The sequence below is a fragment of the Marinifilum fragile genome, assembly GCF_963677365.1.
GTDB classification, from domain to species: domain Bacteria; phylum Bacteroidota; class Bacteroidia; order Bacteroidales; family Marinifilaceae; genus Marinifilum; species Marinifilum fragile.
The window spans coordinates 3,456,674-3,477,668 of sequence record NZ_OY781962.1; the positions used below are offsets into that span (position 1 = coordinate 3,456,674).

At 35.4% G+C, this 20,995-nt stretch carries 17 protein-coding genes; 12 read left to right on the forward strand and 5 right to left on the reverse strand.

All coding sequences use genetic code 11. The annotated features are described in order from the left end of the window. Nucleotides 1-214 precede the first annotated feature (214 nt). Nucleotides 215-1,603 (reverse strand): phosphoglucosamine mutase, encoded by a 1,389-nt coding sequence (gene glmM, locus ACKPCA_RS13775; RefSeq protein ID WP_321279582.1) that lies wholly within the window; start codon nt 1,601-1,603, stop codon nt 215-217. A gap of 203 nt (nt 1,604-1,806) precedes the next feature. Here glmM and ACKPCA_RS13780 point away from each other — a divergent pair, with 203 nt between their 5' ends. Continuing rightward, nucleotides 1,807-2,823, forward strand: a complete 1,017-nt coding sequence (locus tag ACKPCA_RS13780; RefSeq protein WP_321279583.1) for a pseudouridine synthase — start codon at nt 1,807-1,809, stop codon at nt 2,821-2,823. Between the two features lie 90 nt (nt 2,824-2,913). Here the strand turns inward: ACKPCA_RS13780 and ACKPCA_RS13785 are convergent, their stop codons facing one another. Further along, nucleotides 2,914-4,113 carry a pyridoxal phosphate-dependent aminotransferase gene (locus ACKPCA_RS13785; protein WP_054722442.1) on the reverse strand — a complete coding sequence of 400 codons (1,200 nt, stop codon included), beginning with the start codon at nt 4,111-4,113 and terminating at the stop codon, nt 2,914-2,916. A gap of 283 nt (nt 4,114-4,396) precedes the next feature. Here ACKPCA_RS13785 and ACKPCA_RS13790 point away from each other — a divergent pair, with 283 nt between their 5' ends. From ACKPCA_RS13790 to ACKPCA_RS13800, 3 genes are all read left to right on the forward strand, one after another. Further along, on the forward strand, nt 4,397-7,021 hold the full coding sequence (locus ACKPCA_RS13790; RefSeq protein ID WP_321279584.1) for a valine--tRNA ligase: 2,625 nt from the start codon (nt 4,397-4,399) through the stop codon (nt 7,019-7,021). A 111-nt stretch (nt 7,022-7,132) separates the two neighbouring features. Continuing rightward, the gene (locus ACKPCA_RS13795; RefSeq protein WP_321279585.1) at nt 7,133-8,104 is read left to right on the forward strand and encodes a formylglycine-generating enzyme family protein; all 972 of its coding nucleotides are present in this window, start codon (nt 7,133-7,135) and stop codon (nt 8,102-8,104) included. Nucleotides 8,105-8,183: 79 nt separating this feature from the next. Then, entirely contained in the window at nt 8,184-8,540 is a 357-nt protein-coding gene (locus ACKPCA_RS13800; protein WP_321279586.1) for a RidA family protein, read from the forward strand. Between the two features lie 56 nt (nt 8,541-8,596). On the opposite strand, the gene ACKPCA_RS13805 is transcribed toward ACKPCA_RS13800, so the two are convergent. Continuing rightward, nucleotides 8,597-8,893: a hypothetical protein gene (locus ACKPCA_RS13805; protein WP_321279587.1), complete on the reverse strand. Its 297-nt coding sequence runs from the start codon at nt 8,891-8,893 to the stop codon at nt 8,597-8,599. 218 nt (nt 8,894-9,111) lie between these two features. On the opposite strand from ACKPCA_RS13805, the gene ACKPCA_RS13810 reads away from it, so the two are divergent. The 5 genes from ACKPCA_RS13810 (at nt 9,112) to ung (ending at nt 14,793) form a co-directional block, all read left to right on the forward strand. Next, a complete protein-coding gene (locus ACKPCA_RS13810) occupies nt 9,112-9,372 on the forward strand; it encodes a hypothetical protein (protein ID WP_321279588.1) in 261 nt (86 codons plus the stop codon). 295 nt (nt 9,373-9,667) lie between these two features. Next, nucleotides 9,668-11,029, forward strand: a complete 1,362-nt coding sequence (locus ACKPCA_RS13815; protein ID WP_245625973.1) for an NAD(P)/FAD-dependent oxidoreductase — start codon at nt 9,668-9,670, stop codon at nt 11,027-11,029. Between the two features lie 225 nt (nt 11,030-11,254). Then, complete coding sequence (locus ACKPCA_RS13820) at nt 11,255-11,983, forward strand: hypothetical protein (RefSeq protein ID WP_321279589.1); 729 nt, start codon at nt 11,255-11,257, stop codon at nt 11,981-11,983. 506 nt (nt 11,984-12,489) lie between these two features. Beyond that, a complete protein-coding gene (locus ACKPCA_RS13825; RefSeq protein ID WP_321279590.1) occupies nt 12,490-13,995 on the forward strand; it encodes a glutamine synthetase family protein in 1,506 nt (501 codons plus the stop codon). A 129-nt stretch (nt 13,996-14,124) separates the two neighbouring features. Further along, nucleotides 14,125-14,793, forward strand: a complete 669-nt coding sequence (gene ung, locus ACKPCA_RS13830; RefSeq protein ID WP_321279591.1) for a uracil-DNA glycosylase — start codon at nt 14,125-14,127, stop codon at nt 14,791-14,793. Here the strand turns inward: ung and ACKPCA_RS13835 are convergent, their stop codons facing one another. Next, nucleotides 14,794-15,195, reverse strand: a complete 402-nt coding sequence (locus tag ACKPCA_RS13835; RefSeq protein WP_321279592.1) for a DUF4783 domain-containing protein — start codon at nt 15,193-15,195, stop codon at nt 14,794-14,796. It abuts the gene before it with no gap. Nucleotides 15,196-15,401: 206 nt separating this feature from the next. Here ACKPCA_RS13835 and rlmH point away from each other — a divergent pair, with 206 nt between their 5' ends. The 3 genes from rlmH (at nt 15,402) to ACKPCA_RS13850 (ending at nt 20,399) form a co-directional block, all read left to right on the forward strand. Beyond that, entirely contained in the window at nt 15,402-15,875 is a 474-nt protein-coding gene (gene rlmH, locus ACKPCA_RS13840) for a 23S rRNA (pseudouridine(1915)-N(3))-methyltransferase RlmH (RefSeq protein ID WP_054722223.1), read from the forward strand. A gap of 82 nt (nt 15,876-15,957) precedes the next feature. Then, nucleotides 15,958-19,626: a sensor histidine kinase gene (locus tag ACKPCA_RS13845; RefSeq protein WP_321279593.1), complete on the forward strand. Its 3,669-nt coding sequence runs from the start codon at nt 15,958-15,960 to the stop codon at nt 19,624-19,626. Then, a complete protein-coding gene (locus ACKPCA_RS13850; protein ID WP_321279594.1) occupies nt 19,623-20,399 on the forward strand; it encodes an MBL fold metallo-hydrolase in 777 nt (258 codons plus the stop codon). The genes ACKPCA_RS13845 and ACKPCA_RS13850 overlap by 4 nt, the downstream gene beginning before the upstream one ends. Here ACKPCA_RS13850 and ACKPCA_RS13855 read toward each other — a convergent pair whose 3' ends face one another. Continuing rightward, the gene (locus ACKPCA_RS13855) at nt 20,400-20,993 is read right to left on the reverse strand and encodes a response regulator transcription factor (protein ID WP_321279595.1); all 594 of its coding nucleotides are present in this window, start codon (nt 20,991-20,993) and stop codon (nt 20,400-20,402) included. It lies immediately after the preceding gene. Nucleotides 20,994-20,995 lie beyond the last annotated feature (2 nt).

The window sequence follows — 20,995 nt, forward strand, 5'->3', positions numbered from 1 at the left end:
ATAAACGATAATCGGGTCTTCTAGTATTATCGGTAATTTCAGCTTAAAACAAGCAGCCTTATTTTATATTTTTTACTTATGGATATGAATTAAAATTACAGGTCGCAAGTCTGAATTAACTATACGCAAACGATTACGGAATTTTTTCCGTTATAAATAAAAAAAGTGCATTGATTAACACCAATGCACTTAACTTAAAATATATGAGTTTTTACTATTTAATGATCTCTTTTATTTCTGAAATGATTTTATCCGCCAATTTATTTGCAGTTTCTTCATTCTCGCTTTCAGAATAAATTCGAATAATTGGTTCCGTATTAGATTTTCTTAAATGAACCCATTCTTTTGCAAAATCGATCTTCACACCATCAATATCATTTACTTGTTCGTGTTGATATTTCTTTTTCATTGCTACAAGAACTGCATCAACATCAATTTCTGGAGTCAATTCAATCTTATTCTTAGAAATAAAATAGTTTGGATAAGAAGCTCTCAATTCAGAAGCTTTCATTCCGGTTTTTGCCAAGTGGCTTAAAAACAAACCAACACCAACCAAAGCATCTCGACCATAATGACTGGCAGGATAAATAATTCCTCCGTTTCCTTCGCCACCAATTACTGCATTGTTAGCTTTCATTTTGGTTACAACGTTTACTTCACCTACAGCAGAAGCTTCGTATGATCCACTGTGTTTTTCGGTAATATCTCTAAGAGCTCGTGTAGAAGACAGGTTTGAAACCGTATTTCCTGGAGTATTTGCTAGCACGTAGTCAGCACAAGCTACAAGTGTATACTCTTCACCAAACATACTTCCATCTTCGTTAACAATCGCAAGTCTGTCAACATCCGGATCAACAACAAAACCTAAATCCACTTTGCCTTCTTTCATTACCTCAGCAATGGCTGTTAAATTTTCAGGTAGTGGTTCCGGATTGTGTGGGAAATGACCATTTGGTTCGCAGTACAATTCAACGATATTTTCAACTCCCAATGCACGAAGCATACCTGGAATTGCAATACCACCAACCGAATTAACAGCATCTACAGCTACTGAGAAATTCGCTTTCTTGATAGCTTCTACATCCACCAAATCCAAAGACAGAACATGGTCAATATGCTTTTGAGTATAATCTTCTACATTAGTAATACTTCCTAAATCATCAACATCTGCGAAAAGGAAATCTTCTTGCTCAGCAATGCTTAGTACCAACTTTCCATCCTCATCATTAAGGAATTCACCTTTTTCATTCAATAATTTAAGAGCGTTCCATTGTTTTGGATTGTGGCTCGCAGTTAAAATGATACCCCCATCAGCTTTTTCTTCTGTTACGGCAAACTCAGTTGTTGGCGTAGATGCCAAACCGATTTCCACAACATCAATCCCTAAGCCAATTAATGTACCAACTACAAGTTTATCTACCATTTCACCTGAAATTCGAGCGTCGCGACCTACAACCACTTTAATTTTTTTGCCATCATGTCTTCTGATTGCCCAAGTTCCATATGCAGCTGAAAACTTTACCACATCTAAAGGACTAAGACCTTCGCCTACTTTTCCTCCAATAGTTCCGCGTATTCCGGAAATTGATTTAATTAATGCCATTTTTTAATTTTTGTTAAATGTTTACAATCACACACACAAATTTAGCGTCGAAAAAAACAATGAATTAATTTTCGCTCGTACAAATGTAAAAAATCTATCAAGTTTAATTTACAATCAAAATGAACTTTTTGAAATGTTACTCAAATATATTCTTTGATAATTAATACCTTTGCAAGTTCAAAACATTGATCATACTGTCAGAAATGGAAGAGAAGACTTACGGTAAGCCTAGAAAAGGAAAGACAAGCTACCGATCAAAAAAATATAGCGGAAATAAATCAGAAGAATCTAAATCCGATTTTAGAAAAAATCCTAAAAACAAGGAAGAAAGAAAAACTTTTTCTGAAAATCCAGAAAAAAAGAAGCGATTTTCTAAGCAATCAGATCAAAAAAGACCTTTTAAATCGAAAAAACGATTTGATGAGAATGGTCCTGACAAAGAATCTTTGCGAAAAAGACACTATAGCAAGAAAAAGCAGCTTGAGCATGCTAAAATGATGGGGCCTAAAGATGGTATTCTGAGATTAAATAAGTTCATTGCCAATTCAGGTGAATGTTCGAGACGCGAAGCTGATGCAAGAATAGCAGAAGGTCGTGTTACGGTAAATGGTGAAATTGTAACTGAAGTTGGAACCAAAGTGAATCTTAAAGATAAAGTTTGCATGGATGGAGTTTTACTTCAGCCAGAATCGAAAGTTTATCTTGTTTTAAACAAACCAAAGGATTTTGTAACAACCTTAGATGATCCAATGGGGCGAAAAACTGTACTCGACTTGATTAAACACGCTTGCAATGAAAGAGTTTATCCTGTTGGAAGATTAGATAGAATGACAACCGGAGTATTGTTATTTACCAATGATGGTGATCTTACCAAACGCTTGACTCATCCAAGTTACAACAAGAAGAAAATTTATCATGTATTTCTGGATCGTGAAATTTCGCAGGAGGAACTTGACATGATAGCCAAAGGTCTGGAATTGGAAGATGGTTTCATCAAATCGGATGCTATTAGCTTTGCCGATCCTAAAGACAAAAAACAAGTTGGAATTGAAATTCACTCTGGGAAAAACAGAATCGTTCGCAGAATTTTCGAACATTTAGGATATAAAGTCGAGAAACTTGATCGTGTTTTCTTTGCAGGAATTACCAAGAAAAATATCCCAAGAGGAAAATGGAGATTCTTAACTGCAGAAGAAGTTAGAATGCTAAAGTTATTCTAAGAATATTTTAATTGAAAATATACTAGAAGTTAAATAAAAAACGGCTCCCAGATTGAGAGCCGTTTTTTTATATTTTCAAGTTAATAACTTTTATAAAGTTCTTCCTGGATAAACCTTTAATGCTTCAGCTAAAGTTTCCATTGCTTTTGCAAGATCTTCCTTCTTCAATACGTATGCAATACGAACCTCGTTTTTACCTAAACCTGGAGTTGCATAGAATCCTGTAGCAGGAGCAACCATTACTGTTTGGTTTTTGTACTCGAAATCTTCCAAAATCCACTGAGCAAACTTATCTGCATCATCAATAGGAAGTTTAACAACTGTGTAAAATGCACCTTTAGGAGTTGGACAATAAACACCCTCCATTTCATTCAAAGCCGCAACCATAAAATCGCGACGAGCAATGTACTCATCGTAAACTTCAGTAAAATATTCCTGTGGAGTATCTAAAGAAGCTTCTGCTGCAATCTGACCAAATGCAGGTGGGCATAAACGAGCCTGAGCAAATTTCAATGCGGTAGTGATTACCTCTTTGTTTTTGGTAATCATAGCACCAATACGAACACCACATTCTGAGTAGCGTTTCGATACTGAATCCATCATTACAACGTTTTGCTCCAATCCTTCAAGGTTCATAGCTGAGAAGTGCTCTTCTCCACCATAACAGAATTCACGATAAACTTCATCAGAGAATAAGAACAAATCGTGCTTCAAAATCAACTCACGCAATTGGTTCAATTCCTCTTTAGAATATAGGTAGCCAGTTGGATTGTTTGGATTACAAATCACAATCGCCTTAGTCTTAGGAGTCATTAACTTTTCAAACTCTTCAATTGAAGGCAATGCAAAATCATTCTCGATACTTGAAGTAATCGGTACAACCTTAACACCAGCCGAAATAGCAAAACCATTGTAGTTAGCATAGAACGGTTCAGGAATCAAAACTTCATCACCTGGATTCAAACAAGTCATCAATGCAAAAGTGATTGCTTCAGATCCACCAGTTGTAATCAACATCTCCTCTTCGTTAACATCAATACCAATATTTTGATACATTTTAGCCAACTTCTTACGGTAAGAAATATTACCGGCAGAGTGAGAATACTCTATAACTTTCTCCGTACAATTTCTGATTGCATCCATTGCAACTTCCGGAGTTTTAATATCAGGCTGACCAATGTTCAAGTGATAAACTGTTCTGCCTTTAGCTTTTGCGCCTTCCGCGTAAGGAACCAATTTACGAATTGGTGATTCAGGCATCAATCTTCCTTTGTCTGATATCTGTGGCATTTGTTATGTGTTTATATATTTTATGAATAAGGTTTTCTAATTCGCCAAAAGTATATAAAAAAGCAGGTAAAAAAAATGATTTTTAATGCTTTTCAACATTGATTTAAAAAACTGACCATTAGGAAGAAGCAGTCGATTGATTTTAATGATAAAACGATTGCGAACTCTTATTTACCCTCTCCCTCATTTTATTGTCATTCAGTGAAGTAATATCCCATAGAATTTCTTAATTTTGACCCAAATTTTTTTGAAAATATAGAATTATTAAATTATAGTTAAACAAATGGAAATCCCAACTAAGTACAATCCTGCAGAATCGGAGGACAAATGGTATAAGTATTGGATGGATAAAGGATTCTTCCACTCTGTACCAGACGAGAGAGAGGCGTATACAATTGTAATTCCGCCACCAAACGTCACCGGCGTGTTACACATGGGGCATATGCTAAACAATACAATACAAGATGTATTGGTCCGCAGAGCCAGATTGCAGGGAAAGAATGTCTGTTGGGTACCAGGAACCGACCACGCATCGATTGCTACCGAAGCTAAAGTTGTAAACAAACTAAAGCAAGAAGGTATTGCCAAAGCAGATATCACTCGCAACGAGTTCATGAAACACGCTTGGGAGTGGAAAGAAAAACACGGTGGAATCATTTTGGAGCAGTTGAAAAAATTAGGTGCTTCATGTGATTGGGAGCGAACTGCTTTTACCATGGACGAATCTTTATACGAATCAGTAATTGATGTATTCATCGATTTGTATAAGAAAGATAAGATTTACCGTGGTGTTCGTATGGTAAACTGGGATCCTGCGGCGCAAACTGCTGTATCCGACGAAGAGGTAATCTACAAAGAGCTACAATCAAAGCTTTACTATTTAAGATATAAAATTGAAGGAACCGAAGATGAGTATGTGACTATTGCTACTACTCGTCCGGAAACCATTTTGGGTGATACAGCTGTTTGTGTGAATCCAAACGATGAACGTTTTGCTCACCTAAAAGGCAAGCGTGTAATTGTTCCTTTGGTAAACCGTTCTGTACCTATTATTCAAGATGAGTATGTAGATATGGAATTCGGTACTGGTGCATTAAAAATTACACCAGCTCACGATTTGAATGACTACGAAATTGGTGATCGTCACAACTTGGAATCTATCGATATCTTTAATGACAATGGTACCATGAGTGAAGCCGCTCAAATGTACATTGGTAAAGATCGTTTCGAAGTACGTGATTTGATTGTTCCTGATTTGGAAGCTGCCGGTAATTTGGTTAAGGTTGAAGATTACGTGAACAAAGTTGGTTTCTCTGAAAGAACCGATGCAGTAATCGAACCTAAGCTAAGTATGCAGTGGTTCTTGAAAATGAAAGAACTTTCTGCACCAGCATTGGAGCATGTAATGAATGATGACATTCAATTACACCCTGCTAAATTCAAGAACACCTACCGTCACTGGATGGAGAATGTAAAAGACTGGTGTATTTCTCGTCAGTTGTGGTGGGGACAAAGAATTCCTGTATACTATTTGCCTGAAGGTGGATATGTAGTTGCCAAAACAGTTGAGGAAGCTATTGTAGAAGCAAAAGCGAAAACAGGTAAAGAATACAAAGCTGAAGACTTGCGTCAGGATGAAGATGTATTGGATACATGGTTCTCTTCTTGGTTGTGGCCAATCTCTGTTTTCGACGGAATTCGCAAGCCTGGTAACGAAGAAATTAAATATTATTACCCAACCAATGATTTGGTGTCTGGTCCGGATATTCTATTCTTCTGGATTGCACGAATGGTAATTGCGGGTTATGAATATATTGGCGAAAAGCCATTTAGCAACGTTTACCTAACAGGTATCGTTCGCGATAGCCAGCGTCGTAAGATGTCTAAGTCGCTAGGTAACTCACCAGATCCATTGGATTTGATTGCCAAGTATGGTGCTGATGGTGTTCGTGTGGGTATGTTGCTTTGCTCTCCTGCAGGTGGTGACTTGTTGTTCGATGAGAACTTACCTGAGCAAGGACGTAACTTTACTACCAAAATCTGGAATGCGTTCCGTTTGGTTAAAGGTTGGGAAGTTGCAGATATTGAGCAACCTGAATCAGCAAGAATTGCTACTGAAGTATTCCACGCACGTTTGAACAAAACCATGGAAACTTTAGATGAGCAGTTCAAGCAATACCGCATCAGTGAGGCATTGATGACTGTTTACACATTGTTCCGCGATGAATTCTCATCATGGTACTTGGAAATGGTGAAACCAGCATATCAGCAGCCAATCGACAAGAAAACTTACGAAGCTACAGTTGGCTTGTTCGAGAAGTTGATGCAGTTGCTACATCCATTCATGCCTTTCTTAACTGAAGAAATCTACCAGTTGTTAGCTGATAGAACTGAAGAGGATAGCATCATGATTTCTGTAATGCCTAAACCTGAAGCTTACGAAGCTAGTTTATTAGAGAAATTCGAGCAGGTGAAGGAAGTGATTGTTGCAGTTCGTAACATCCGTAAGCAGAAAAACATTGCATTTAAAGATGAATTGGCAATGAATTATATGGTTAAAGAAGGTAATTACGATACTGCTTTCGACACTGTAATTGCTAAAATGTGTAACCTTAACGAAATTTCAGCTGCCAATGGAGAAATGACTGGCGCAATGTCTTTCATTGTAAAAGCTGTTGAGTATTTCATTCCTCTTGGAGATTTGGTTGACGTTGAAGAAGAATTGAAGAAATTGGAAGAAGAGTTGAAATACACTCAAGGATTCCTAAACTCTGTTTCCAAAAAATTAAGCAACGAGCGATTCGTAAACAACGCTCCTGCCCAAGTTGTTGAAATGGAGAAGAAAAAACAAGCTGATGCTGAAGCCAAAATCAAAGTTTTGGAAGAGCGCATTGCAAGTATGAAATAATTGAGATCATCTCAAATATATATAAATGCCGTTCCAAAAGGAACGGCATTTTTTTGCCCTCAATTTTCTTTTATGTAATTTCGGACATCAAAGTCTTTTAATACGATTGCAATGAAAAATAAAAAATGTTGCTGTACACCTCAGTCCGAAAGAGTACTTGCAAATTCAACAATACAAAAGCAGATAACACCTATAAATAATGCAAACTTTGATGATATGATTTGCATCCCTAAAGGAGAGTTTCTTATGGGAACAGATTACGAAAAAGCATATCCGGAAGATGCTGAAGGACCAATTCGAAGTGTTGCTGTTGATTCATTTTACATTGACAAGCATGCAGTTTCAAATCTAAAGTTTTCTGATTTTATCAACGCTACTGGATATATAACCGATGCAGAGAAATTCGGATGGTCTTTCGTTTTTCATTTGCTCCTGCCACAAAATGAAGCAAGACATTTAATGCAAATTGGGAGAAGTGTTGCTGGATTAGAATGGTGGCTGCAAGTTGAAGGTGCTTGTTGGAAAACTCCTGAAGGCCCAAGCTCAAATTTTTTTGGGAAAGAAAATCATCCAGTTACCCATATTTCTTATAACGATGCTTATGCATATAGTAAGTGGGCTGGGAAAAGGCTTCCTACTGAAGCTGAATGGGAATATGCTGCTCGTGGTGGGTTGGAACAAAACCTATTTCCGTGGGGCAATGAATTAACACCAAATGGTGTACATCAGTGCAACATTTGGCAGGGCAATTTTCCTAATAGTAATAGTTTAAATGATGGTTTTTTAGGAACAGCACCTGTCAATCAATATGAACCCAACAATTTTGGTTTATATAATATGTGTGGAAATATTTGGGAATGGTGCCAGGATTGGTGGACAGATGATCCCAATCAGAAAGGTGGCAATTATAACCCCCAAGGTCCTGATTTGGATCCAATGAATCGAAAATTGATGAAGGGAGGATCTTTCTTGTGTCATGATTCTTACTGTAATCGATATCGTGTTGCAGCAAGAACTAGTAATACAATTGATTCTTCAACTAGCAATCTAGGTTTTCGGTGTGTAAAAGATATCGAAGAATAGTTTGGTTTTTTCTTATCTATTGTACCACTTACATTTTTCTTATCTTCGCCCCACAAAATAACTTAAACATTTACCAAAAATGACAATCAAAAGAATTGATTCAACTCCAAGAATGAGTCGTATTGTGGAGCACGGCAACACCATTTATCTTTGCGGACAAACTGCTAAAGATGCAACCAAGGATATCAAAGAACAAACTGTTACTACTCTTGAAAAAGTAGAGGAATTGTTGGAGAAAGCTGGTTCTGACAAGAAGCACATCCTATCTGTAACCATTTACGTTCGCGATATGAAAGATTTCGCTGCTATGAACGAAGTTTGGGATGCATGGGTAGAAGATGGATACCAACCAGCTCGTGCATGTGTTGAAGCACGTATGGCTCGTCCTGAATTATTGGTTGAAATGTCTGTTGTTGCAGCCAAGAAAGAAGCTTAATCACAGTAAAAACATAAATATAAATCCGAAATACCATATTGGTGGTTCGGATTTTTTTATGCTTGTAGCTTCTCTATCCTTTTGTTTCTAATTAGTTCGTAAATGTACCTTCCTAGAAAAAAGATTAGAGACACAAGTAAGAATTGGTCAAGTAAAGACCAATACTCCATTTGAGATGGAGAAAAATGCGCTTCCATCTGCAAATCTTCTGATCCACTAATCGATTGTAGAATAAATCCCATTCCAACAAGAACTGAGAATACCATACGAGGCCAGTTAATACGCTTCTGATACAACATGTAAATGGTATTAGCCATTAAGAAGAGACCGATAATTAATCTTCCAAAATCCATATATTTTAGTTTACTGTAGAGTTTGACAAATATATCTACGTTGACTGGTGTAAACGAATAATAAGCTATGTTCTTTGGCAAAAGTATCATTCTATCTAGCATCTGCAGTCTTCGAGCTATTAATGTTCCTGTTCTACCAGTCAATGTTTGCGTTCAACCTGTCATCTGCACCGTACGACCTGCCAACCGCACAGTATTTGTTAATAAGTGCATCGTTCGTGCTGATAACCGCACCATACGACCTGCGAACGGCATCGTTCTACCTGTCAACTGCACGTTCTTTGTTGATATCCGCACGCCCAATGTTAATAAGTGCAATGCATTTGGCAGAAATTAGCATGCATTTCCCAGCTTGTAAGGTTCCAATGACTGGTTTGACCGTACATTTGACAGGTCGTACGATGCTTTTACCAGGTATGAGGCAAACATTAAAAGGTATGATTGTACACTTGGGAAGTAAGAGTGTCTCTTTTGTATAAAGGAGAATTCATTTAGTAGTAGTTAGTAGAGACGTAGCAGTGCTACGTCTGTACAGAAGAAGAAAATGTTTTGTAGATTATAATCAGAGATTACAAATATTAATTCCGATAATTTTTTTGATAGAATTTAGCCAAAAACAGAAAGAATTGACGATGATTTTAACTGCTTTTAAAATAAATTTTCACACGCAATCGGTTGAAATAGGTAGTTGATTAGAATATTAAAGAAATTATTCTTTAATTTGTAAAAGATAAAGGAGTCTTAAATCCGAATAGATAAAAAGAGACGGATAAAATGGCAAATTTTCTTAATACAAATACTAATATGGATACCATAAAACACATACCCGAGAACGGGAAAACCAGAGTAGTAATTATTGGTGGTGGATTTGCAGGCCTAAAGTTGGCAAGGCAATTGGCCAACACAAAATACCAGGTGGTTTTAATTGATCGAAATAACTTTCACCAGTTTCAACCCCTGTTTTATCAAGTTGCAACTTCAGGGCTCGAGCCAAGTTCTATATCATTTCCTTTGCGAAAGATATTCCAGAAGAAAAGCAATGTGCATTTCCGAATGGCTGATTTACTAGAGGTAAAATCAGATCAAAATGAGATCTATACCAGTTTGGGAAAATTGAAATATGATTATCTGGTATTGGCAACAGGGGTTAGTACCAATTACTTTGGAAATAAAAATATCGAAGAGTTTTCCATTCCTATGAAATCTGTTTCAGAGGCAATTTTTCTTCGAAACTCAATTTTAAGGAATTACGAGAAAGCCTTGAATGAATCAGATCCGAAAAAAGCAGCCAATTACATGAACATTGTACTTGTAGGAGGTGGACCAACAGGCGTGGAGTTGGCTGGAGCTTTGGCAGAAATGAAATCTGAAATTCTACCGAAAGATTATCCTGAGCTTGATTTTAGCCTAATGAATGTCTACTTGTTCGAGGCTTCTGATAAATTATTGAATGGAATGTCACAAAAGGCATCGGCCAAAGCTCAGAAATTTCTCGAAAAACTTGGTGTGATTGTTAGAACCAATGCAAGGGTTGCTGATTACGATGGCTTAACCATTCGTTTGGATGATAATGAGGAATTTAAATCATACACCATGGTTTGGGCAGCTGGTGTTGCAGCACGTCCTATTAAAGGGATCAGTGAAAATGCGAGTGTACGTGCTGGAAGACTTCAGGTAGATCAATATAATAAAATAGTAGGTATAGATAATGTTTTTGCAATTGGAGATCTTGCCTACCAGATCGAAGGGAAATTTGAAAATGGGCATCCACAAGTTGCGCAGGTAGGACTTCAGCAAGCAGGAAATTTGGCAAAGAATTTTAAAAGATTGCTACAGAATCAGGATCTCAAGGCATTTCATTATAAAGACAGGGGTTCGATGGCTACCATTGGAAAAAACTTAGCTGTAGCTGATCTTCCTGGAATAAAAATGCAAGGATTCCTTGCCTGGGTATTGTGGTTGTTTGTACACCTGATGGCAATTGTTGGTGTAAAGAATCGTTTTTTCATTCTTATCAATTGGGTGTGGAATTATTTTACCTCTGATCAATCATTGAGAGTTTTAATTCGACCTAAAAAAAGAAGTTTCACCGATAAGGCCAGCCTAAAAATGAAAACTGATAGTATGATAGCCTAAAATATTACATCCTCAAAAGTGTCGAATATAAAGCAATTCGGCACTTTTTTAATTTTTGGCACAAGCTTTGCAAAGATCTAATCAAAGTATACCGGTTATTTACTTTACGGATTCATCCCTACCAAAGGATGACGATATTTTGCCAGAAACATTAGCAGACTGTAATAGTTTGCTACTGCCACTCAACGGAGAGCAGAATGGCTTTCACCATTAAATACCAAAACTATGAGAACGACAAAATATTACAGGTTGCTTGCCAGTATAGTATTGGTTTCAACACTTACTACATACACAACAAGTTTATTTGCTCAAAGAAGATCTTATAATGAAGAGGCTACCCGCTACGAAGAAAGAAAAAGAAATAAGTCTTTTGATGAAAATAACAATAGAAACAAATCTAAAAGAAGCTCCTACAACTACAAAGGTGATCACAGATCCAAAAGGTATGATAACAAATACAATAACAATAAGTCACATTACCATAAAAACAATCATAATGCGCATAAAAAACACAATGGGCATAAATATCACAAGCATGGACATGTAGAATATAGACATTATCATGGTGATCATTACAGGGCTAATCATAGGTATCAAGAACCTTACTACAGACACAAATACTACTATAATAACCATGGACATAGCTGTTACAATCATTCAAAATATGGTCAAGTAATTTGGAGATTTTCTTGTGAACCTAGAGTAATTCATCATCAAAGCGGTGATTATTATTATACCAATGGATCTTATTATAGATTCTATCCTGAGCTAGGTTTTATTCTTGTGGAGGCTCCAAGCACGGTTTACTTTTCTCATCTGCCTAATGATTGTCATAGAGTCAAAGTTCATGGAGGAGTTTATTATACCGATGGAGATTTGTGTTTCGAGAGACATAGAAAAGGATTTAGATTGGTTTCAATGCCAGAAGGAATTCATTTTTCAATACAATTCTAATAATTATTTAACAGTATTGATTTGAACAGCAAAACCTAAAAGTAAAAATAAAGGGGTTTGATTTTAAATTACACCAAAAATTGCATCAGTTTTTAAATAATTACACCCCCTTTAGTGAGAAAAAATGACGTTTTACAGATAGGTTGACTAAAAATAGGGCATTCTTAAAATCTAAATATTTTCTTTCAAATGCTACCTCAATAAAAAAGAGGATTTATGAAATAAAAAATGATGATTCTAAATGAAGATCACCTTTAAAAAGGGGGTACTTGAAAAAAATAAAAATTTGACCGTCGAAAACGGTTTCGAAAAGCTGTTGCAAAACAGCTTTTTTTGTTGTTCCCAAAAAGAATAAAAACTTTCCAAACCCTTGATTTCATTGACCCTTTGAAAGGTTTTAGACAGTTATTCTAAAAACGCAAAACTTTTTGGAAAATGGATGGGTTCAGATCTATTTTTATCACAACAACTAGAAAAAACAACAAATATTTATAAAACGCGGTATTATGACTAGGGAAGATTATAAATTAGATCCTAACAAACTGGTTCAGTTTCTTAAAAAACCAAGTTCGGAGTTTACAAAGGAAGATTTGATTGAATATATAGTGGAGAATGATATTAAAATGATCAACTTCCGCTATATCGCTGAGGATGGAAAGTTAAAAACACTAAACTTTATTATAACTGGTTTAGATCATCTTGATAGTATTTTATCGACAGGTGAACGTGTTGATGGATCAAGCTTGTTCTCATATATTGGAGCAGGATCAAGTGATTTATATGTAATTCCGAGATTTAAAACTGCATTTGTTAATCCATTCTCTGAAATTCCAAGTTTGGATATTCTTTGTTCATTCTATACTGCAGAAGGAAAGCCTCTTGAAAGTGCACCTGGGTATATTCTTAAAAAGGCAAACAGAGAATTTGAGAAAACCACAGGTCTTAAGTTTAAAGCAATGGGTGAGTTAGAGTACTATATTAAAAGTGCAAATCATACACTTTACCCAGATGTTGATCAAAAAGGATATCACAGCTCTCAACCATTTACAAAATGGGAAAACTTACGTCGCGAAGCAATGGTATTAATTGCTCAATGTGGTGGTAAAATCAAATACGGTCACTCTGAGGTAGGAAGTTTTACCAGTGGTGATGACGGATATGAGCAACATGAAATTGAATTCTTGCCAGTAGAAGCTGAAGATGCAGTAGAACAATTGTTAATTGCAAAATGGATTGTTAGAATGCTAGCTGCAAGAGAAGGTGCATTGGTAAGCTGGGCACCAAAAATCACTGTAGGTAAAGCAGGTAGTGGTCTTCATATTCACATGTTAGTTGAAAAAGATGGCAAAAACATCTGTATCGAGAATGGCAAGTTAAGTGATACTGCTAAGAAGATGATTGCCGGAATCATGGATCTTTCGGGTGCATTAACAGCATTTGGAAACACCATTCCGACTTCATATCTAAGATTAGTTCCTCATCAAGAAGCTCCAACTTATGTATGTTGGGGAGATAGAAACAGATCTGTATTGGTACGTGTTCCTCTTGGATGGGTTGGTGCAACTGATATGATTAAAGATGTGAATCCACAACAAGATGCCGATCCAAGAGATTTCTCAAACAAGCAAACATTCGAGTTTAGAGTTCCTGATGGCTCTGCGGATATGTATCAATTAATGGCAGGTTTAATTGTTGCAGGACAGCATGGATTGCAAATGGAAAACAGCTTGCAAAAAGCTGAAGAATTATATGCTGATGTTGATATTTTCGCTCCACATTACAAAGAAAAATTAGAGAAATTGGAACAACTACCAACTTGCTGTTGGGAAAGTGCTGATTGTCTATTGGAGAAGAGAGAAATTTTCGAGAAAAATGGAATTTTCCCACAAGGAACAATCGATTCTGTTGCCAAGAATTTAAAACTATACGAAGATAATGGTTTAAATGACAGAATCTTGGGCAATGTAGATAAGATTATGGAAATCGTTGAAAAGTATATGCATTGCATGTAATATGATTGTAGATTAGAAATTAATTATACATTAAAAGGTCTGACAGGAATATTTTGTCAGATCTTTTTTTATGAATCGATCTATTGAAAAGTTAAGCTTTGATACTATCTTCGGAAGAAAATTATCATTATGAATGTACAAATTGAAGAATCCTGGAAGGAAAAACTAAGTGGTGAATTCTCGAAAGAGTATTTCCAACGCCTGGTTCATTTTGTAAAAACAGAGTATCAAAGCAAGAAAATTTATCCGCCAGGAAAATTAATTTTTAATGCCTTCAATAAATGTGCATTTGATGATGTAAAGTTGGTTATCATTGGACAAGATCCTTATCACGGATTTGGACAGGCTAATGGCTTATGCTTTTCAGTAAATAATGGTATTGCCCTCCCTCCTAGTTTGCAGAATATCTTTAAGGAGATCAATTCAGACTTAGGTTTAAACATGCCAAACAGTGGAAATCTCGAAAAGTGGAGTGAACAAGGTGTAATGCTATTGAATGCAACACTTACCGTAAGAGCCAACCAAGCAGGTTCGCATCAAAACAAGGGCTGGGAACAGTTTACCGATGCAGTTATAAAATGTCTTTCAGAAGAAAAGGAAAATCTTGTTTTTCTACTGTGGGGATCATATGCCCAGAAAAAAGGAGAGCAAATTAACAGATCAAAACATTTGGTTTTGAAATCACCTCACCCGTCACCCTATTCGGCTGACAGGGGATTTTTTGGAAACAAACATTTTAGCAAAGCTAACACATATTTGGAGGAAAAAGGAAAGGCCCCAATTGATTGGAGCCTTTAATTAATCTTTTTCTATATGGAGCTGGTGAATAATGAATTTTCCGTTTTGTTTCTTCGAGAGAAAACTTAGTCGGAAACTTCCCTTTTTGGTAATTAATTCTCCAGTGGCATATCTTGCACCGGTTTTACCCCCGGCATGTTTCTTTTTAAAATCAGTTGGTGGATAGTCTCTAAAAAACTTATCAAGTATTTGTTTTGCTTGAGATTTGCTGTAACTGCCTTCTTTGTCTTGAATCGAAAGTTGAATTCTATCGCTAAAATAATTGGACAAATTCTCACAATTTCCTTGTTTGAAAGCCAGAATTAAGTTTTTAGGCAAATCATTCTGCGTTTGCGAACTTACATTAGTTGCAGAAAACAGAACAAATAGAATTCCAATAAATATGTATTTAATAATTCTCATCTGAATAGTTTTAATTCATTATCATTTACCTTTACACAAATTCTGTGCGAAAAACATACCGCAAGATAAAAAAAATCTAATCGAGAACCTGATTTCGAGCAGATAATTGATTATGCCCTGCTGATGAAAGACATGATATAGTGCGGTATTGCAAGGATTTAAGTTTAATAACATTGTAACTACCATATCGTGATAAACAGATACTTATGAAAGCAACTCTATTGGTAATTGGAAAAACAGATAAAGACTTTGTAAAAAAAGGTATTGACGAATACCAAAAACGCTTGGTGCATTACCTTCCGTTTGAATTTAATATTATTCCCGATTTAAAGAACACAAAAAATCTTTCTGAAAGTCAACAAAAACAAAAAGAAGGCGAATTAATTCTAGAGAAACTAAAACCTACAGACACACTAATTTTATTAGACGAAAATGGCAAAGAGTTCTCATCAGTAGGATTTTCGAAGTTTATGGAACAGAAAATGATTAGTGGAACTCGAAATCTTGTTTTTGTAATTGGTGGTCCTTATGGGTTTTCAGAAGAGGTATACAAAAAAGCTCAAGCTAAGGTCTCATTATCGAAAATGACATTCTCACACCAAATGATTCGTATGATTTTTATTGAACAGCTTTATCGTGCTATGACCATTCTAAAAGGAGAACCTTATCATCATGTTTGATGGTTTAATTGAATTATGCTAATTTGTGAGAGGTTTAGCATGAAATTTGTTAATCCAAACCTAAATTTCAAAACTATCAGCATTGGAAAATAAACTTCTCAAATACATTCTAGGAATATCAGTACTGGCATTTTTCGGATTGGCACTCACTTCCGATTATATTTTTAACCGTGAAGATAGCTTACTGCAATCAGCAAAAAGAATTCAAAATGTTTTTAGTGAAAAAGAACCTTCACTAAAGAAAGATTTAAATGAGTTACGCAATGCGATTGTCAATAAAAATGGCGGATTAAGTGAATACAATAATTTTACGGAATTTGAGCATGATTTAAGGAAAGATGGTTTTGTTTTGTTAGCCTTTAAAGGCGACAGCTTAGGGTTTTGGAGTGATAACTCATTCATAGTCCCAAAACCGGAAAGTCTAAAAGAATCTCACGGAAGTGTTAAAAGATTCGAAAATGGCTGGTACTATATCCAAAGACAACAACTAGACAGCATTGATTTGTATGGTTTATTTCTTATTAAAAAGATTTATCCCTACCAAAATAAGTATTTGAAGAATCATTTCGATCGTGAATTTGATATACCGGCTGAATTTGAAATATCATTAGATCAAGAAAATGGAGTTCCGATTTTTGATAAAGATGATAACTTTCTGTTTTCATTACAGCGTAATAATTATGGCTACAGTGCTCCAAAAGCTCAAAATCGGATTGGAGCTTTTTATGCTATTTTCATACTCCTGCTTTTAATTCTGATCAGCATCCAAATTCTGGAAATTAGAAATGTGAAAATTGGCTTAAGCACACTTTTTATTTGGGGAATATCATTATTATGTCTTCGATATTTGATGATACAATACTCCTTCCCAGATGTCTTTTCCAATTTGGAAATATTCTCGCCAACCCTATATGCACGCTCATTCTTCTTTCCATCATTGGGAGACTTTTTGCTGAATGTTCTATTCCTTTATCTTTTCATTTATACCTACTCATCATACGGATGTAAATATCACATCCTTAAAGGAGTATCAAAAACAGGAGCAAGCATACTGTTTGTTTTGTATTTAATACTGTATTGGGCATTTTTTTACTCGATTCATGGATTAGTAAGTAGTTTGGTGTTGGATTCCAGCTTCAGTCTACAAATGTTTGTTTTTCAAGATTATGGAATTTATGTTTTTGTTGGATTTTTGATTTTACTTTTACTAATGTATTCTTTAGGGCACTTTGCTTACCTTATTGCTGCCTTATCCAGATCAAGATGGAATTTGTGGAAATACTTGATATACGTATTTGCAATTTCTATTCCAGCTATCGCATATCTTTTTCTATACTCATTCGAACCTCAAAGCTATCTCTTTTTAATCTTACCATTAATCATTTTGTTACTTGTTGGATTTGCAAGCTATAAAGCTGCAAAAGGAAGCTACTACTCATTAATGATTATTTTACTATTATTTGTAGCCATAGCTGTAACTGGAATAATAAATGTGCTATCAGAGAAGAAAGAAAAACAAAATCGATTGGTAACTGCAATGAATCTTTCTACCGAATATGATCCTACTTCTGAAAATTTATTGGTTCACTTGCAAAAAAGTCTAGATTCAGATGAGAGCTTGAAACAAATGTGTCAGCATCCTTTTAGAAATGAAGTACGCATAATGGATCACATTCAAGATCGATACTTTTCAGGATATTGGGATCAGTATTATCACCAAATCACAATCTGTAACGAATCTGACGATCTAAGTATTGAACCAGACAATAATGTCAGAAATTGTTTTGAGTTTTTCGAAGAGATGATTCTTCAATCGGGTGAAAAAATTCCAAATACAAAATTTTATTATTTGAATGATTTTGATGGAATGGTTTCCTACCTGGGTAAACTCGAATTTAAAACCAAAAGAATGGGCTTGGTCCGGATTTTTATTCGCCTTGATTCCAAACTTGGCAATGAAGGGATTGGATATCCAGACTTATTACTGGATGAAAAAGTGATTCTAAAACAAAGAGGGAATGAATATTCTTATGGAAAATATAGTGATGGTAAATTGATTGCTTCCTCAGGGAAATTCAATTATTATATGAATGAGAAGGTATTCGGAACCAATAAAGAGAAATCATTCCATGTAAAACTGGACGATTATGACCATCTCGTCTATCATTTCGATAACAATACAGTTGTGGTCAGCTATCCTCTTGTCAACTGGTATAACAAAGTAATAACCGTTCCATACATTTTTGTATTCCTGTACTTATTTGGCATGTTTATTTGGCTTTTGAGCCGATTCCCATGGAAATTTAAATTCAACATGAGCTTTAAGTATAGAATACAATACTCAATTGTTGGATTGTTAATGCTATTCTTTTTACTATTAGGTGGTGGCACGGTATATTATACAATTGAAAGAACAGAAGAACTAAATAACAGAAAATTAGAAGAGAAATTACAATTGGTAAAACAGGAAGTAACTTCGAGCTTAGGCGAAAACTTAAATGTAGACTTTTTAACCGATCGCCTGCGCAGACTTTCCAGCTTAATTTATGCAGATATTCATTTGTATGATTTATCAGGAGAACTAATCACCTCATCACGTCGTGAAATATTTGACAAGAAATTACAGTATAACAAAATGAATTTTGCGGCCTATTACCAATTGTTTTTTAAAGAAAAAACAAGTTTCATTCACAAGGAAGAAATTGGTACAATGTCGTATTTATCGGCCTACGAAACCATAGTCGACGAAAACAACAAAATTATAGCATTTGTAAATCTTCCTTATTTCACAAAAAGTCAGGAGCTGGAAAAAGAAATGTTCAACCTGATTTTAACAGGAGTTAACTTACATGTATTCATGATTTTGTTGGCCATATTCCTTTCCGTTTTTATTTCCAATAAGATTACATATCCACTAAGAATTATTCAAAACAGGTTAAAAGCGACTCGATTTGGTTCGTACGGCGAAAAAATTGAATATTCAAAAGATGATGAGATTGGAAGTCTAATTAATGAATACAACCAGATGCTGGCTGAGCTTTCCGAAAGTGCAGAAAAATTGGCTCGCTCGGAAAGAGAATCTGCATGGAGAGAAATGGCTCGTCAAATTGCTCATGAAATTAAAAATCCTTTAACTCCAATGAAGCTAAGCATTCAATTTTTGCAAAAACGCTTCGAAGAAAAATCGGAAAACAGAGAAGAACATTTAAAACAAGTAAGCAAAACCTTAATAGAACAGATTAATGCTTTGTCTTCAATTGCAACAGCCTTTTCAAACTTCGCAAAAATGCCAACGGCAAATAACGAACCTTTGAATCTTGTTGATATATTACATCATGTTGTTTCCTTGTTTAGAAACGATGAACTAGATTTAAAACTTCAGCTAAACGGAATTGAAACAGCCAATGTATTTGTGGATAAAGAGCAATTTATTCGCGTGTTTGTAAATTTGATAAACAATGCCATTCAATCTATTCCTGAAAATAGAAATGGACAAGTAATTGTAGAGCTTGAAGAAGAAAAAGAATACTTTAAAGCTTGTGTTATTGACAATGGGAATGGAATTAGCGATGATATAATGGAAAGATTATTTTATCCTAATTTCACCACCAAATCGGGAGGAATGGGATTAGGTCTGGCTATCGTTAAAAACATTGTTAAAAACGCAAAAGGTGAAATTTGGGTAGATTCGGAACAAGGAGTCGGTTCATGCTTTAACCTTAGAATTCCTAAACGACGAGAGGAAGAATGAAACTGAAAATATTACTAGATAATAACGCAGCTGAAGGTTTTGAATCGGTTCATGGATTTTCGGTTCTTATCGAATCCGATAAGAAAATTTTATTCGATGTAGGTCCAAACGAATTGTTTGCAAAGAATGCCAAAAAGTTGGGTGAAGATTTTTCTGATATAGATACTGTAGTGCTAAGTCATGGACATTGGGATCATGGAAATGGTTTAATTTACCTTACAGATAAAGAATTGATTCTACATCCGGATTGTTTTATTACCAGGCATCGCAAAAGAAATAACACTCATGTAGGTTTATCCACCAGCAAAGATGAACTTTCGAAGAATTTTAGAATTAAGGAAAGCAAAAAACCTTTATGGATTTCTGATAGTATCTTGTTTTTGGGAGAAATTCCTAGATCCAATGATTTTGAATCTAAAGAAAGTCCTTTTTTACTACCCGATGGATCACCCGATTTTGTCCCGGATGATTCAGCAGTTACCATCACTAGCAATAAAGGCTTAGTTGTGATTAGCGGCTGTGCCCACTCAGGCATTTGTAATACGGTTGAATATGCTAAAAAAGTAAGCGGGGTCAATACCGTTTATGCTGTAATTGGAGGTTTTCATTTAAAGGAAATAGATGAGCTCACCATGAAAACAATCGAATATCTAAAATCTGAAAATATCGAAATCCTTGGACCAACCCATTGCACAAGTTTTAAAGTTCGCGATGAATTTGCAAAACACTTCGACTTATTAGAATTGGCCGCAGGTGTAGTTTTAGAACTTTAATTACTTGACCTCATCCATGGTAATTAAATTATTCAGAATCGCATAAACAGTTAACCCAGAAACAGATTTAATTCCAAGCTTTTGTGTTATGTTTTTTCGATGAGTAACAACTGTATGTATACTTATAAACAACTGATCAGCAATTTCTTTATTGGTTAATCCCAGGGCAATGTGTTTCAATATATTTTGCTCTCGTGAACTCAGAGTCTCATTGGACTTATTAGTTCGCTTGTTTTCTGCCTTCTTATTCACTATCTCCTCCAAAACATCTATAATTTTAGATTGATTATCCTTATAGTGAATAAAAGCATCCGCATGGTATTTGTCCTTATTTGACTTGTCATCCGATATCAATACCAGACTCATTTTATTGGCCTTGATAAAAGGCTTTTTCAAATCTTCACAATCTGAATCAAGCATATTAGGGTTGACAATTAAAATATCAGGCTTTAACCTGTTCACAATATCACACAGCTCCATTTTATTCGAAACAGACTGAAGAATTTCAACATTCTCAAGCTTTTGACTTACTGCGCCAAGTCCTTTTCGAATCAAACAAGTACTTTCTGCTATTAGTATAGAAATTCTAGGCATAA

Excerpts from the sequence above, each read along its gene's own strand:
- ACKPCA_RS13800 (WP_321279586.1), top strand. The coding sequence starts at position 8,184 with ATGACAATCAAAAGAATTGATTCAACTCCAAGAATGAGTCGTATTGTG.
- ACKPCA_RS13815 (WP_245625973.1), top strand. The coding sequence starts at position 9,668 with ATGGCAAATTTTCTTAATACAAATACTAATATGGATACCATAAAACAC.
- glmM (WP_321279582.1), bottom strand. The coding sequence starts at position 1,603 with ATGGCATTAATTAAATCAATTTCCGGAATACGCGGAACTATTGGAGGA.
- ACKPCA_RS13805 (WP_321279587.1), bottom strand. The coding sequence starts at position 8,893 with ATGGATTTTGGAAGATTAATTATCGGTCTCTTCTTAATGGCTAATACC.
- ACKPCA_RS13855 (WP_321279595.1), bottom strand. The coding sequence starts at position 20,993 with ATGCCTAGAATTTCTATACTAATAGCAGAAAGTACTTGTTTGATTCGA.
- ACKPCA_RS13825 (WP_321279590.1), top strand. The coding sequence starts at position 12,490 with ATGACTAGGGAAGATTATAAATTAGATCCTAACAAACTGGTTCAGTTT.
- ACKPCA_RS13780 (WP_321279583.1), top strand. The coding sequence starts at position 1,807 with ATGGAAGAGAAGACTTACGGTAAGCCTAGAAAAGGAAAGACAAGCTAC.
- ung (WP_321279591.1), top strand. The coding sequence starts at position 14,125 with ATGAATGTACAAATTGAAGAATCCTGGAAGGAAAAACTAAGTGGTGAA.
- ACKPCA_RS13785 (WP_054722442.1), bottom strand. The coding sequence starts at position 4,113 with ATGCCACAGATATCAGACAAAGGAAGATTGATGCCTGAATCACCAATT.
- ACKPCA_RS13820 (WP_321279589.1), top strand. The coding sequence starts at position 11,255 with ATGAGAACGACAAAATATTACAGGTTGCTTGCCAGTATAGTATTGGTT.
- ACKPCA_RS13850 (WP_321279594.1), top strand. The coding sequence starts at position 19,623 with ATGAAACTGAAAATATTACTAGATAATAACGCAGCTGAAGGTTTTGAA.
- ACKPCA_RS13790 (WP_321279584.1), top strand. The coding sequence starts at position 4,397 with ATGGAAATCCCAACTAAGTACAATCCTGCAGAATCGGAGGACAAATGG.
- ACKPCA_RS13835 (WP_321279592.1), bottom strand. The coding sequence starts at position 15,195 with ATGAGAATTATTAAATACATATTTATTGGAATTCTATTTGTTCTGTTT.
- ACKPCA_RS13795 (WP_321279585.1), top strand. The coding sequence starts at position 7,133 with ATGAAAAATAAAAAATGTTGCTGTACACCTCAGTCCGAAAGAGTACTT.
- rlmH (WP_054722223.1), top strand. The coding sequence starts at position 15,402 with ATGAAAGCAACTCTATTGGTAATTGGAAAAACAGATAAAGACTTTGTA.